Here is a 14,180-nt window from a genome sequence, read left to right as displayed (position 1 = left end):
TCTCTCGATCTCACCACTCTCCTTTAATGGTTGGTGTATAACCGTCAAAAATTAGCCTATTTCCTGGTGAAGGCGCATACACGCACAATAAATATAATATTTTTATTTTATGATTCACTACTACGTTTTAACCAATAAGGGTCACCTACCATACTGCCAAGGTAGGATGCCTTATGACATATTTTTGTCGCTAATTGCGCCAATAATTCAGAGGTAATTTGCGATGCAGGTAAACTCAAACATAAGGCATAGAGTGTACCTTGCGCAGGGTCATACACTGTACTTGAGACAGAGGCGACCCCCGGAACGGATTCATTAATTGAAAATGCCCAGCCTCGTTCCTCAATTTGATTTAACTCTTGGCGTAGCTTGTCTTGCTTTTCTTGCGGCTCTTGGCAAATGATCACTTCACGTTCACTCAAAGAGTAACGAGCTAATAACGCTTTACCTGTAGAAGTTCCCGCTATAGGCAATTTTGTTCCCGGCTGAGTGATCACTTGAAGCATGCTATTACCAATACGTGCATGCACGACTCTTACCTTATCTTTGTCTCTTAAAGAGACATAAGTGGTGAACCCCGTTTCTTTGGTCAGTTCATCGAGTGATTCAAGCGCCATATCAATCAACGGGTTCATACCCCGAGCGCGATGCGCTAACTCCATAATGATCAGCCCCGGACGATAAATGGGCGCATCATTTTTCTTTTCGAGCAAACCATGCTCTGCCATCTGTTTTAATAAACGTGATGCTGAGCTTTTTGGCATTCCCAATTCATTCACTAACGTTGTCACCGTCAGTTCATCGCCGGAGCGAAGAAACAACCGATATACATCGACAACACTTGAGAGAATACTCATAACTCACCTGTAACCTGAGAATTCTGCACCAACGCCTCATAGCTTTGTGGTTTTCTATCTCTTAAATAAGGAATGTTCAAACGCGTATGAGCCTGAACTCGAAAATCAACCTCACCAATGAGCAACGTTTCACCATCACAACTGGCTTCACTTAACACTTGCCCACGAGGCCCTACAATCTTACTACCGCCAAATAAATGAAGATCTTCCTCATTCCCCCAACGGTTAACTGCTAATAAGTGGCTACCATTCTCCAAAGCGCGGCACGCGGTATTGATATCCCACATGTCCTTATCTTGAATACGCCATGCAGAAGGCACGAGCAGCAATTCAGCGCCATTTAAGGTTAAGATACGAGCCACCTCAGGAAACCCCATGTCGTAACAGATCATCACACCAATCTTACCGAATGGAGTATCAAATACCGGATAGCTATTACCACTGCTAAACCATTGTTTTTCAATGCCAAATGCGTGGACCTTACGGTAGACCCCGCTGACACCTTCACAACCTGGATTCCACACCCCAACAGCGTTATAAACCTCGCCTAAGTAGCTTCCTCGCTCAGCAAAGCCACTAACAATAGTGAGATCCAATTGCGTCGCTAGTGCGCTAAACAAGCGATAAGTTTCGCTGCCTTCATCATCGCTGAGATCCCATAGTTGGGTCGCAAGCAAATCGCCTCGATAGCCTGTTGTAGCCAGTTCAGGAAAACAGATTAATTTGGCACCTTGCTCCGCAGCTTGATGGCAGAATGCGGCCATCCGCTCTAAATTATGCTGCTTTTGACCAAGTAAAGAGTTAAATTGCGCAAGAGCAACTTTAACGCTGCTATGATCCATTGCTCTCATCCTTAATCTAAATGGTTAACTTTACGAAATTGCAGCGTATCGACACCTTTTATTCGAGCTTGCAGCAGCATCATCATCCAATAAAGGACTCCGCTAACTAGCAAAGAGTTAAGCGCTGGCACACCAAAATCAGTATCCCAAGGGCCTAATGCCGAGCTTAGCCAACCGACAACAACAGCAATAGCCCAAACAACCAACGTAATGGGATTAACTGCCTCACACAGAGTTGGAAGTTCACCCGCTGCTCTGGTTGTATCTAACTCACGCCGATCACGCTTTAATAAATAATAATCAACCACCATGATCCCCGCCACAGGTGGGATTGCTATACCTAAATAAATCAGAAAACCCACAAAATTATCTAAAATGCCGAGCATCGAGGCGATCGTACCCAAAATACCGATAACCCACGTTAGATAACGACGGTCAAACCGTTTTTTGAAGATGGCATTCAATAAAGTCGATAAACCTAGTGATGAAGAGTAGAGGTTAATATCATTCATTTTGATAGTGGAGAAGATAACGATCGATGCTCCAACCAACCCAGTTAACGTCAACATTAGGTCAAAGACTTCATTGGTACGCAGGGCAAGTGCCATCAACACTGAAATCATATTGACTAACAGCTCACCAAAAAAAGTCCCGATAAGGGTCATCCAAAAAACCTCTTTCGGGCTTTTCATGAAACGACTAATATCGGGCGTTGTGATAGCTGAAATAATAAACCCACCAGCAACCATCGTAATGGCTGCTGGTAGAGTCATAAAAGCCCCCGCAGGTTCAGTGCGATTAATAAGCGCTCCGATATCTTGCCCAGAAAGCAAGCTATAGGTTGCCCAAGCTAATGCGAGTAAAAATAGCGGCGTTGATATATTGGCGGTAATAGATAAAAAGCGATACCCATATACCGTAATAATCGTCACCGCGATACCTGTAATAAGCGACCAAGTCCCTGGTGTTAGCACATTCGTCGCTTTATACATTCCATCCGCAAAGAAGCCATTTTGTACGCCAAACCAGCCCATCAGTGAAATCGCAATTGCGCCACCAATTAAAGCAGAGCCTAACTTACCAAATCCAGACCACCTTGATAGTAGACTGATTGACATTCCTTCACGGCACGCAGCTGCACCTAAAGCCCAGCTAACAACTTGTAAAATCACTGAACCTAACATTGTGGCCCAAAACGCTTGCCAAAACGTCAGTCCATAACCCAATGCTGCACCTAACATCACCTGAGATACACAGGCTAGTGAGCCAATTCGGATTATAAGAACTTCGTAGAATGGCCTGCGAGCACTGAAGGGCACCCGAGCCAGAGAATAATCTTCACCTGTTTTATTCGCCATTTAGTATTCCTGCTGTGTGGATCTTTGCTATTAAGTTTATTGGCTTTATTTTATTTGTTCCATTTTATGGAACTAGGTTTCATTTATTCTACGAGACAAATGATATCCATGTTCGATACCAAATCGCAAGTAGAATTTAACTTTTTACATAGCTTTTTGTGTATGTAGATATAACTATAACGGGAAAACTAAAGGCTGGGGAGATAAATTGATATAAAAATAAGGATGTTGAAGTACCTCTGACCATTACAGAGGTACTTGAAAAAATACAGATAGATCTCTTACTACTCTCTTGCTAATGCATCAATAGGGTTTAATCTTGCTGCACTTCGCGCGGGTAAGAATCCAAAAATGATACCAATTGCTGTCGAACAGATAAATGCACTGATCAGCGCCATAGGTTGAAAAACGAAAGTCCAGCCGGGCAACGCCATTTGTGCCATGACACTAATGCCATAGGAAAGCCCAATCCCCATTAACCCACCAATCAAGCAGACCAGTACCGCTTCAATCAAAAATTGCTGCATCACATCACTTGTGCGCGCACCAACCGCCATACGGATACCAATTTCTCGGGTTCTCTCAGTAACGGAAACTAACATGATGTTCATCACGCCTATACCACCAACCACCAGCGAAATAACAGCGACCAAGGTTAGAAACAGTTGCATGGTACGAGTGGTTTTTTCCGCTGTTTTCACAAGTGTATCAATATTGTAAGTAAAAACGTCCTTCTTACCGTGTCGCAATGTCAATAAGCGGGTGATCTGTTGCTCCGCTGTTTTGGCATCAACCCCCTCTTTAACCCTTACGACAATACTATCCAAGTAAGGTCGATTTAAGATTTTGCTATTTACCGTCGTATCCGGCAGCCACACTGACAGCGAATTACTTGAACCAAAAATTGATTTTTGCTCCGCGAGAACACCGATCACGGTAGCTGGCATATTCCCAATCAAGATGGTTTCCCCTACCACTTGCTTTTGGTTAGGAAAAAAGCGACGTTTTGTGTTCGCATCAATCACAACCACTTGCGCCCTACGCTCTACCATATCTGCAGTAAAGTTCATCCCTTCGGAAAACTTTTCAGCGTAGACCTGAAAATAATCACGCCCAACCCCTAATAACTGGGCTGAAGCATCTAAATTCCCCTTACGCAATCGAGTTGATTTAGATAACTCCCCCGATACGGCTTGCACATAAGGTTGCTTGGCAATGGCGTCAACATCGGACGGCTTTAAAGATTGCCGATTCTCTGCATCATCACTACCAAAATCCTCCCCAGGGTAAACCGAAATGGTATTCGTGCCGATTGATTTTATATCATTGAGAACCATGCTTTGAGCGGCATCACCGATCACCATAATAGAGACGACTGACGCAATACCAATGATAATGCCTAACATGGTGAGTAGTGTGCGCATTTTATTAACCACCATGGCGCGCCAAGCCATTAACAGTGCTTCGCTAAACCGTCCATAGATTTGCCCTAACGACATTTTCCTAGGTGATGTTTTCTCCAATGAAGGTACGTTTGGAGCTTTAGCAGAGCCTGAGTCACTAATAATTTCGCCATCTTTAATTTCAATAATGCGTTCAGCCTGCTGAGCGACTTTGGGGTCATGGGTAACAATAATAACGGTGTGCCCCTGCGCACATAATTCTTTGAGGATTTTCATTACCTCTTCACCAGAGTGGCTATCAAGGGCACCAGTTGGCTCATCAGCAAGGATAACTTGACCACCATTCATCAAGGCACGCGCGATACTTACCCGCTGTTGTTGCCCTCCCGATAACTGACTTGGTCGGTATTCTGTTCGTTCACCAAGCCCGAGTTTCGCTAATAATTCAATGGCTTTTTTACGGCGTTGAGTCTTACCTGCCCCCGCGTAAATGGCGGGAACTTCAACATTTTGCTCAGCCGTTAAATGGCTAAGTAGATGGTAGCGCTGGAAAATAAAGCCAAAGTGTTCACGGCGTAACTCAGCTAGCTGATCGTTATCAAGCTGAGAAATATTTTGCTGAGCAACAAAGTATTCCCCTGAGCTAGGTTTATCCAAACAGCCGATGATATTCATTAAAGTTGATTTCCCCGAGCCAGATGCACCAATAATGGCCACCATTTCCCCAGCATCAACAGTTAATGAAATATTTTTCAATACCGTAATTTCTGTTTCACCAGCAGGATAACGTCGCGTGATCCCTCTAAGTTCTAATAAGGCTGACATATTAACTCTCCGCGTTACGGCCGGTGATCACCTGTTCGCCTTCTTTTAGTCCATCAGTGACTTCAACATATACATCATTACGGCTACCGATTTTTATTTGCCGTTTTTCAGCCTGTTCTCCCTGCAACACTTCTACCTCATAAATTTGCGGGGAAACTTCATCCCCTAAAGCAGAGAGCGGTAAAAGTAATACATTTTTATGCGATTCAAGATCAATTTTGACCTGTGCCGTCATTTGTAATTTCAGTAAATGCTGGGGGTTGGGCACTTCAAAACGTGCATAATAAAAAATAGCATCGTTGATTTTTTCAGGAGTCGGTAAAATATCTTTCAATACCCCTGAGAAGCGTTTATCTGGCGCGCCCAATACAGTAAATGACGCTGCCTGACCCGGTTTAAGATGAATAACATCCGCCTCTGACACTTCAGCTTTAACTAACATTGTATTCAAATCAGCTAATGTCAAAATGGTTGGCGCTTCCTGAGCCGCTATCACTGTTTGACCTTGTAATGTTTTGATAAACGTGACAATACCATCCATTGGCGCGGTAATTTGTGTATATTTCAAGTTTGTTTTTGCCGTATCTAAGGTCGCTTGGTTGCGCTTAATTTGCGCCTGATATGTTGCCACCTGCGCCTTTTTCACAGCGACATCCGTTTGCGCTTTATCTAAATCTTGTTTTGAGACGGCTTGGAGCTTAGATAAACTCAATTGGCGTTGATAAGTCACTTCAGCTAAGCGTAACTCTGCTTTCGCTAACGCCAAATGTGATTCCAGCTCATGGATCGTTTCTTGAGATTCTGTCACGTCGTTTTGTGCTTTTTGTGGATCAATGACCGCTAGCAAATCACCTTTTTTGACTTTATCTCCCTCTTGAACATACAGAGTTTGTAGCTGCCCACTGACCTGTGCACCGACATCAACTTTGCGCACAGCATCCAGTTTACCTGTTGCTTGAACTTGTTTATTGAGATCACCTCGGGCCACTGCGACTGTTTGAAAAGCCTCTTTTTTATCTTCCGTGAAAAAAAAGAATGCGATACCAATCGCAATTAAAATAACCAGTAAAGAAACCAGCCACTTCTTACGTGAATTTGCTCTCATTCAATCTATACCTATACCAATAAAGAGAGGGCTACGCCCCCTCATAAAATTTACCTATTTAGCCGAGCATTCGTGAATAATTTAGTAAGCTTTACCTCTTGCTAACCACGCTACCCGAGAAAACATATTTTTGAGTTGTGATGGGATAGAATCTGGCCCTAATTCTGCTGCTCGATTGACAATAGCGATAGCAAGATCAGGTTTGGATGTTTTGGAAATTGCTTTAATAATCACACGTCGAGTCGAAACTTTCGCGTTATCCGGTATCCCTGATATCTCATGATAAAGATGTTTAAATCCTTCGCGATATAAAAAATGCTCCATATCCGGTGCCGGCAATCGAGTTAATCGGTCTCGTTCCGTGTCATGCATTTTTTCAGCGTAACTCAGCGCGGTGGCGGCATACTTCTTACCAGCCTCATCGCCATCAACAAGTGTATGCCATTCTATACCCATTTTGCTGGCAAACTTTAACAAAGGCTTAAGACCGCTTTGTGCAAACTCAATCACTTTGATGCCTTCTGTTTCAAAGTAATAGTTACACTGCCGCGCTAACTCATTCATTAACCAAATTTCAGTCTCGCCTTCAACCAATAACCAACAACGCGCAAACATCGCTGATGGCCGGTTAAAGCGGATGTGAAAGGAGATTTTCCGAATTTCCTCCGCAGATAGCTCATTCTCACCTAAGCGATAAGCCGAAACTTTGCCGGAATCGCGCACCAAGCGGCAAAGATTTTCAATCGGTACTTGCGACAGAAGCTCCCCGGAGTTCGTTGTGGTCAAGCGTTGTAAAGAAAAGAGATTGAGTAGACCCCAAGCAATCGACAACATAATTGGATGCAGGCGTGTTTCGGGGTCTTCTACAATAACCAAAGGGCGTGCATATTTATCGAGTTGGATATTGCCTTTTGACTGCAATAAAGAAGAAAACATGCCTAAGATAATTAAACGGATATTACGCTGATTTGGTTTTGCAATAATACGGCTAATATTATCTAAAGCATGCCAGCCTCTTTTGCGTGGTTCAAACTTAATTGCTGCTTTATGCTCTTGAAACAGATGGTTACTTTGCCCCGCAAAATAATGACTGAGCAGTTGCTGCATCGCATCCACCCCTTCAACCAACTCCTCGTCGCTCAAGCGTTGCGGATTATTGATTAATGCACGAGTCAGCTCTTCCATTCGCGAGTTAAAAATATCGCGTACCTCTTTTTCACCCGCAACAATCGTCTCAGTATTTAATGTGCGCAAAAAACGGGCATCACGCAAACGGATCACTGGATATAAGCGAATAATTTCTTTGATATATTTACCGACATTATCCAATGACAACTTATTTCCCCCTGCATTGAGGAAACTACGGTCAACGCTAATGCTGCCGTCTTCTTTTAGTTCAGCACTAACGCGGTAAAAGATATGCTTAAGATCATCACCGTTATCGACCCAAACGGAGGTAAGATTACGAAAGCGAAATGAGCGATGTCGGCCTGGGCGGTTTTCACAAAATTTCAACACTATCTGCAATGAGCGAAATCGAGAGGCATCATCCCCTGTTGGATGATGAAAATCATGCTTATTAAATTGGTAATTTTCTTGTTCAGGCGAAAGTAAAATCGTCAGTGCATCCAAAAGGCTCGACTTTCCCCATGAGTTTTCACCAATTAACACCGTATTGTTATTTAAAGCTAATGAGAGCCGGTTAATCCCTCTAAAACCGTAGATTTCCACTCGTTCCAGATACATACACCCTCTCCTTGCTATTAATCTATTTTTAGAGCTTACCTCTTAACTGCTGGTATGACTATAAGACAGCTCGAAAATTAAATATATTTTTACACTCAATAACTAAAGTTGTATTTCGGCAACAGACGCGGCTGGCTCGTCCGTAAAGCCACTTGACGACGTATCAACGGCAGATAACAATAGAGCTGACTAAGTTGAGCCTCCATTTATAGTGTTATAAAATAGTTAAACTTTATTTTTTAGTCTTTTTATCCTATTTTTTATCCATAACTGGAGAAAAAGACGCTATCTTAGAACCATCTGCCAGACTGATAAAACAGCAAATAAATGAAATTAATATCAAATATAATAATTAATATATAACCCCTTGTTAATGGGATAATTATAAGGATGCAAAATGTATTCAGGACTACTCATTATTTTACTACCGTTAACGCTAGGTTATCTTATCCCTATAAAAAATAAAAAGATTTTAGATATTATACATCGAGCGTTAAATTCAATGGTTTATATCATTCTCTTTTTAATGGGGATTACACTCGCTTTACTTGAAAACTTAAGTGTTCACCTATTTTCAATTTTAATCTACGCACTCACATTCTTTGGTTGTATATTTTCACTTAACCTTATCTCACTACTGCTATTAGATAAGTTAGATCCTTGGAAAATCCCTAAGCATAAACAAGAAAAGCCGCCATCACGTTTAAAAATGGTATTTGAATCATTGCAACTGTGTGGTGTGCTATTGATTGGTTTCTTAGTTGGCTTAACTGGATTTGATTTCCTGCACTATGCCGATAAAGGCAGCCAAATTGCGTTAATGATGTTACTGCTTCTTGTCGGCCTGCAACTTCGCAATAGTGGCATGAGTATTAAACAAATCTTAGTTAACCGCCGAGGAACCACAATCGCCTTTGTGATGGCAATCAGCGCGCTAGCTGGTGGCGCAATTGCCGCATTATTATTAGGTTTACCCGTAAAAATGGGGCTAGCATTGGCCTCTGGGTTTGGCTGGTACTCATTAACAGGGATTGTATTAACCGATGCCTATGGCCCTGTCATGGGGAGCGCCGCTTTCTTTAATGACCTCGCTCGTGAACTCGCTGCGATTATGTTGATCCCTTTAATTATTAACCGCTACCGCTCAACCGCATTAGGTATTTGCGGCTCAACATCAATGGATTTTACCCTCCCAGTCCTCCAGCGAAGTGGTGGCGTCTCTATCGTACCGGCCGCTATTGTGCATGGTTTCGTGCTCAGCCTCGTTACCCCGATCTTAATGGCATTTTTCACTTAGCTATATTTCACTCACAGATTGCCACTTATTTATAACATGATAGATAAGTGGCAAGTCCTAAAATGACTATAATTAACAGCACTTTACATAAGTAGAATTTCAGTCACAATAGCGACAGATGAGAGTGAAACAGGAAACCAAGATGAACGAAAAGCAACGTGTTTTAGTATTGGGCGCCAGTGGCTATATTGGGCAAAATTTAATCCCCGAATTAATTAAGCAAGGCTATCAAGTGACAGCCGCTGCTAGGCGGGTGGATTGGATGCTCTCACAAGGCTGGCAAGATACACAATGTGTTTATGTTGATCTGCAAGACCCTGAAACACTCAAAGACGTGATGAAGGAGATCGATATTGTCTATTTCCTCGTTCATAGCATGGCTGATCATGCCAACCTGATTGAACGTGAGCGCACGGCGGCTCGCCATGTTCAGCAAGCGCTTGATCAATCGAATGTTAAGCATGTTATTTATCTCAGTTCACTACAACATGGTCACAGCTATTCTCAACATTTGATCTCTCGTCGATTAACAGGGGAGATTTTACGTGAGAGTCAGGTGCCAGTCACAGAGATCCGCTCAGCAATCATCGTTGGCTCAGGATCGGCGGCTTTTGAGATCATGCGTGATATGGTTTACAACCTCGCTATCTTAACCCCACCGCGTTGGGTACGTTCAAAGTCTTCACCTATTGCGCTGAGTAACATACTGCATTACTTAACTGAATTAGCAAAACGCCCCGTGACTGAAAGTAAAATTTACGATGCAGGTGGCCCTGAGTACATGAGCTACCAAGAGCTATTCAAGCGCTTTATAAAAATCAGCGGTAAGCGTAGATTGCTGATCCCTATCCCTATTCCTATTAGCATGATCTCCGTCCACTTCATCAGTTTGATCACCTCAGTTCCTCCGGCAATTGCTAAAGAGTTGATCCAAGGATTGCAGCATGACCTGCCTGCCGACGATAAAGCCTTACGCGAACTGATCCCACAAACGTTGGTTTCATTTGATGAGGCGGTCAAAACCACCTTAGCTCAAGAAGCCGATGCTATCGACAATGCAGATTGGGGTTATGATCCTGAAGTCAAAAAACGCTGGCGACCGGGTTATGGTTTTTACCCTAAACAGGCTGGTGCCACACTCGGCACTTCGGCAAGTACAGAGTCGCTATGGCATGTTGTGCAGCAAATCGGGGGTAAAAACGGCTATTTTTATGCCAACGCACTTTGGAAAACCCGTGCCATTATGGATGACATGATGTTAAACAAAGTGAAATATGGTCGCCCCGCTCGTGAAGAGCTGCAATTAGGTGATGAAATTGATGGTTGGCGCGTCATTAATTTGGAGCCTAATAAACAGCTTAGCCTGCTCTTTGGGATGAAAGCGCCTGGGCTAGGCCGCCTGACTTTCACCATTCACGATAGCGGTAGCCGCCGTTCAATTGATGTACGTGCATGGTGGCACCCCGCAGGATTTAGTGGGTTGCTCTATTGGTTTGCCATGATGCCTGCCCATCTATTTATTTTTAAAGGCATGGCTAAACGTATTAGTGAATTGGCGTTTGAGCGGGATAAACAACTTGCAGGCAAGTCATCAACTGGGCAACAGCCGCCAAAATGATGATTGCTTAATAACAAAAAACCAAATTTTTATGCATATATTATTGCATAAATATGCTTACAGGATTAATATCTGTGTCAGTTAAACAAGGTATTATTGGTAAGCATGAGCATTCAATTAAAAAATATAAACTGTTTTTACGGCTCTCATCAGGCGCTCTTTGATATCAACTTAGAGTGCCCTGCCGGAGAAACCATGGTATTACTCGGGCCTAGCGGTGCAGGCAAAAGCTCTTTGCTACGTGTACTGAATTTGTTGGAGATGCCACGTTCAGGTGTACTTAACATTGCAGGTCAAAATTTTGATTTTGCCTCAACCCCTGATGCCAAAGCTATCCGTGCATTACGTCAAAATGTCGGAATGGTTTTTCAACAATACAATCTATGGCCTCATCTCACCGTCATGGATAATTTAATTGAAGCGCCGTGCCGAGTTTTAAAGCTGTCACGTCAAGAAGCAAAAGCAAAAGCGGAAAAATTATTAGAACGTTTGCGATTAACACAATTTGCAACGCGTTTCCCTTTGCATTTATCTGGCGGCCAACAGCAACGTGTTGCCATTGCTCGTGCATTGATGATGGAACCACAAGTTCTGCTATTTGATGAACCAACGGCAGCCCTTGACCCCGAGATTACAGCACAAGTCGTCGATATCATTCGCGAGTTGTCTGCAACAGGAATTACACAGGTAATCGTGACTCATGAAGTTGAGATTGCCCGTAAAGCCGCTAGCCGTGTGGTGTATATGGAAAACGGTCATATTGTTGAACAAGGGGATGCCAGCCATTTCACAGCACCTCAAACTGAAGCATTTGCAAATTATCTGTCACACTAATAGATATAGGATTAAGCAATGAAAAAAATTATATTAGCTGCACTACTTGGCGCTGTAACCCTATCTGCAACTGCGGCGGAAAAAGAGACCATCCGTTTTGCAACAGAAGCGACTTATGCCCCATTTGAAATGTTTGACAAAAACAACCAAATCGTGGGTTTTGACGTCGACCTTGCCAATGCGATGTGTGAAAAAATGAATGCAACTTGCACATTCACCCATCAATCTTTCGATAGCTTGATCCCAAGTTTGAAATTCCGTCGTTTTGAAGCATTGATGGCAGGTATTGATATTACGCCTGATCGCCAAAAACAAGTGGACTTCACTGACACTTATTACCCTAATTCGGCTGAGTTTATTGCCATTAAAGAGAAAGTCTCTTCTGTTGATCAGTTGAAAGGGAAAAAAATTGGCGTTCAAAATGGCACAACTCACCAAAAATATATCATGGAACAGCATAAGGATATGACGACCGTTCCTTATGATAACTACCAATCAGCTATCCTTGATCTGCAAAATGGTCGTATTGATGCTGTGTTCGGTGATACTGCTGTTGCTGACGAATGGCTAAAAGCCAAAGGCAACGAAAACTTAGCGCCTGTTGGTGAAAAAGTCACTGATCCACAGTACTTTGGTATCGGCTTAGGTATCGCGGTTCGTAAAGGTAATAAAGAGTTGTTAGATAAAATGAATAAGGCATTGGCAGAAGTAAAAGCTGATGGAACTTATGACGTTATCTATAAAAAATGGTTTGAACAATAATCGATACTGTTAATGAACAATTTTCTTTTTCTAACAAGTGCCGCCGGTATCACCGTCGGCCTTGCTGTTTCTGCTCTCATATTGGGCCTGATCCTCGCCATGTTATTTACGGCATGGGAGTCCGTGCGTTTTAAACCTATCGCTTTTTTAGGAACGTGCTGGGTCACCTTGATCCGCGGTCTACCTGAACTGCTGGTTGTGTTATTTGTCTATTTCGGCACACTGCAACTGATTAATATTTTAGGTGATGGGATAGAGATCAATCTGGGTTTCTGGCAAACCACCTTACAGATTGATCCGAGCATTTTCTTTGCAGACAGCGGTGAGTTTGACTTTACCCCCTTCGCTTGCGGTGTGGTTGCATTAGCCCTTCTCTATGCGTCCTACGCATCACAAACCCTACGCGGTGCCTTAAAAGCGGTGCCTTATGGGCAGTGGGAAGCAGGTTTAGCGCTTGGATTAACCAAACGAACCATATTCTTTCGTTTTATCATGCCACAAATGTGGCGTCATGCGCTGCCCGGCTTGGGCAACCAATGGCTGGTATTACTCAAAGATACCGCACTGGTTTCTTTAATCAGTGTTAATGATCTTATGTTACAGACTAAGACCATTGTTAACCGTACCCATGAACCTTTTACATGGTACGCTATTGTAGGGCTTATCTATCTTGCGATTACCTTATTAAGCCAAGTTATTTTGAAACGAATTGAATTGCGTACAACTCGCTTTGAAAGAGGTGAATCGCAATGATTGATTTAATTCTCGATATTTTACCTGGCTTACCAACGAGCTTATCGTTAACCTTCAGCGCATTATTTGTGGCATTTATATTGGCCGTATTATTTACGCTCATTTTGTCATTAAAAACGCCAATTATTTCGCAAGCCGTCAAAGTCTATATTACCCTATTTACCGGCACACCATTATTGGTGCAGTTCTTCCTGATTTATAATGGCCCTAGCCAATTTAAATCATTACAAAACTATCCTGTACTGTGGGAGTTTATTTCAACGCCTTGGGTATGTGCGATGATTGCATTAGCCCTCAATAGTGCTGCTTACTCAACATTACTCTTTCATGGTGCCGTAAAAGCAATTCCATCTGGGCAATGGCAATCATGCCAAGCATTAGGTATGTCTAAAGCCCAGACCATGCGGATTATTCTTCCCTATGCGTTTAAGCGCTCTTTATCATCTTATTCGAACGAAGTGGTATTAATCTTTAAAAGTACCTCACTCGCCAGTACGATCACGATGATGGATATTATGGGTTACAGTAGCCAAGTATTTGGTCAAAGTTGGGATGTAATGGCATTTGTGGCTGCGGGGATCATCTACCTCGTTGTTAACGCAATTTTGACGATCATCATGCGATTTATTGAACGTCACGCTCTTGCATTTGAGCAAAGGAACTAACCCGTTTTATTTTTGAATTTAACCTATCACAGTCATAAAAGGGCTTATGAAAATAAGCCCTTGAGGCTTGCTGATAAACAGGGATAAAACCCTAGTTTTTCCCTCTTCGTGTTAT

General features: G+C 42.8%; 12 protein-coding genes. 6 read left to right on the top strand and 6 right to left on the bottom strand.

Features of this window, described 5'->3' with window-relative positions:
* Nucleotides 1-107: 107 nt before the first annotated feature.
* The 6 genes from PSF11_RS01265 to PSF11_RS01240 form a co-directional block, all read right to left on the bottom strand.
* A complete protein-coding gene (locus PSF11_RS01265; RefSeq protein ID WP_004918066.1) occupies nt 108-857 on the bottom strand; it encodes an IclR family transcriptional regulator in 750 nt (249 codons plus the stop codon).
* Complete coding sequence (locus PSF11_RS01260) at nt 854-1,699, bottom strand: nitrilase-related carbon-nitrogen hydrolase (RefSeq protein ID WP_014657828.1); 846 nt, start codon at nt 1,697-1,699, stop codon at nt 854-856. The genes PSF11_RS01265 and PSF11_RS01260 overlap by 4 nt, the downstream gene beginning before the upstream one ends.
* A gap of 11 nt (nt 1,700-1,710) precedes the next feature.
* Complete coding sequence (locus PSF11_RS01255; protein WP_014657827.1) at nt 1,711-3,057, bottom strand: purine-cytosine permease family protein; 1,347 nt, start codon at nt 3,055-3,057, stop codon at nt 1,711-1,713.
* Nucleotides 3,058-3,341: 284 nt separating this feature from the next.
* A complete protein-coding gene (gene macB, locus PSF11_RS01250; protein ID WP_004918063.1) occupies nt 3,342-5,285 on the bottom strand; it encodes a macrolide ABC transporter ATP-binding protein/permease MacB in 1,944 nt (647 codons plus the stop codon).
* A 1-nt stretch (nt 5,286) separates the two neighbouring features.
* A complete protein-coding gene (macA, locus tag PSF11_RS01245; protein ID WP_004918062.1) occupies nt 5,287-6,390 on the bottom strand; it encodes a macrolide transporter subunit MacA in 1,104 nt (367 codons plus the stop codon).
* An 81-nt stretch (nt 6,391-6,471) separates the two neighbouring features.
* A complete protein-coding gene (locus PSF11_RS01240; protein ID WP_004918060.1) occupies nt 6,472-8,136 on the bottom strand; it encodes a DUF2813 domain-containing protein in 1,665 nt (554 codons plus the stop codon).
* Nucleotides 8,137-8,533: 397 nt separating this feature from the next.
* Between PSF11_RS01240 and PSF11_RS01235 the strand changes: the two genes are divergently transcribed.
* From PSF11_RS01235 to artM, 6 genes are all read left to right on the top strand, one after another.
* A complete protein-coding gene (locus PSF11_RS01235; RefSeq protein WP_004918058.1) occupies nt 8,534-9,433 on the top strand; it encodes a lysine exporter LysO family protein in 900 nt (299 codons plus the stop codon).
* Between the two features lie 142 nt (nt 9,434-9,575).
* Nucleotides 9,576-11,051, top strand: a complete 1,476-nt coding sequence (locus PSF11_RS01230; RefSeq protein WP_014657826.1) for a DUF2867 domain-containing protein — start codon at nt 9,576-9,578, stop codon at nt 11,049-11,051.
* Between the two features lie 105 nt (nt 11,052-11,156).
* Nucleotides 11,157-11,885, top strand: coding sequence for an arginine ABC transporter ATP-binding protein ArtP (artP, locus tag PSF11_RS01225; RefSeq protein WP_004918053.1), 729 nt, complete (start codon nt 11,157-11,159; stop codon nt 11,883-11,885).
* 18 nt (nt 11,886-11,903) lie between these two features.
* Nucleotides 11,904-12,647 carry an arginine ABC transporter substrate-binding protein gene (gene artJ / locus PSF11_RS01220; protein WP_004918052.1) on the top strand — a complete coding sequence of 248 codons (744 nt, stop codon included), beginning with the start codon at nt 11,904-11,906 and terminating at the stop codon, nt 12,645-12,647.
* Between the two features lie 12 nt (nt 12,648-12,659).
* Nucleotides 12,660-13,400 carry an arginine ABC transporter permease ArtQ gene (gene artQ, locus PSF11_RS01215; protein WP_004918050.1) on the top strand — a complete coding sequence of 247 codons (741 nt, stop codon included), beginning with the start codon at nt 12,660-12,662 and terminating at the stop codon, nt 13,398-13,400.
* Nucleotides 13,397-14,065, top strand: a complete 669-nt coding sequence (artM, locus tag PSF11_RS01210; RefSeq protein ID WP_004918049.1) for an arginine ABC transporter permease ArtM — start codon at nt 13,397-13,399, stop codon at nt 14,063-14,065. The genes artQ and artM overlap by 4 nt, the downstream gene beginning before the upstream one ends.
* The last annotated feature ends 115 nt before the right edge of the window (nt 14,066-14,180 follow it).

The organism is Providencia sp. PROV119 (assembly GCF_028482435.1).
Lineage (GTDB): Bacteria > Pseudomonadota > Gammaproteobacteria > Enterobacterales > Enterobacteriaceae > Providencia > Providencia stuartii.
The sequence above is the reverse complement of the archived record's forward strand: the minus strand, read 5'-3'. Positions and strand labels throughout refer to the sequence as shown.